This is a genomic window from Frankia sp. CoWAU3 (assembly GCF_977971855.1).
This window is the reverse complement of record NZ_CDWWXB010000264.1, coordinates 1-1092: the sequence shown is the minus strand read 5'-3', so window position 1 is coordinate 1092 and position 1092 is coordinate 1. Positions and strand designations below refer to the sequence as shown.

Sequence of the window (1092 nt, the reverse complement as noted above, 5' to 3'; positions counted from 1 at the left end):
CACCGGTGCCAGCGCGTTCGGCGCAAGCTGCGATCCGACTCCCGGCACGGCAGGCTGCCCGGCGGCACTCCCCACGAAACCGACCCGGGACCGCCACCCGGCGACGAGCGCGACCGCACCGGCGGTGCCGCCCAGGACCGCCCATCCGGCGACCGCGTCCAGGAGATAGTGGTTCGACGTCGACATGACGACGAACAGGGTCGCCGCCGGATAAAGCGCGCCGAGCACCCGGACCAGCGGTCGGCGCCCGAAGCGCACCAGCAGGAAACCGCACCACAACGACCATGCGCAGTGCAGCGACGGGAGCGCGGCGTACTGGTTCGTCAGTCCCTCCAGCCCGTCCGGGGCGGCGCTCGCGCTACCGCTCCACCATCCCCAGCCCTCGAAGTGGGACATGGTGTCGACATAGGACGTGCCGGTGAGCAACCGGGGCGGGGCGGTCGGGAACAGGAAGAACCCGACCAGGCAGATCAGAGTGGTGATCACCAGCGTCCAGCGGGCCCGAGCGTACCGGGGGGGGTGCCGACGATGCATCCATACCAGCAGGGCCGGCGTCACGACGAAGTGCAGCGTCGCGTAGTAGTAACAACAGACGACCGCCAGCACCGGTACACTCTGCAACCAGCGGTTGAGCCCGAGCTCGGGATCGAGATGCAGGAAGGTCTCCAGGCGCAGGAGATCGTGGCCCATCCGCATCGCCTCGCCGGTGGAGGCGTCGGCCACGGCACGGGTGCCGGTGTAGGAGTAGTACAGGATCACCAGCATCAGCACCTCGACCCACCAGACCAGCAGGCCGGTGGTCTGGTTGCGCAAGCGCCTCACTATGCACCTCTCGAACGTCGCACCCGCGCGAGACGCCGCGCCCGCGCGCCTCGACGCCCTCGGGCAGGACCGCACGCGCGAACGGACCGGCGCACCGACCGTCGCGACGGGCCGGAGCGTCTCGACAGCTCGCTCTCCATACCCTTACTCAACAGCATGAGCCGTTCGCGACCGTCACGGGCCGATCCGTCGTTTACGACACCTCCCCCGGGCGGAAATTCACCGCCTGCTCGCCCGCCCGACTCCTCCCCCTGACCGGCTGTCCCCGTC

Annotated in this window: 1 protein-coding gene; it reads right to left on the bottom strand. The window is 69.7% G+C overall.

Annotated features, from left to right (window positions below; translation table 11 throughout):
• Positions 1–822: phosphatase PAP2 family protein (locus AC08ON_RS16815; RefSeq protein ID WP_476617316.1), on the bottom strand; the 822-nt coding region annotated here is incomplete at its 3' end.
• Between the last annotated feature and the right edge of the window lie 270 nt (positions 823–1092).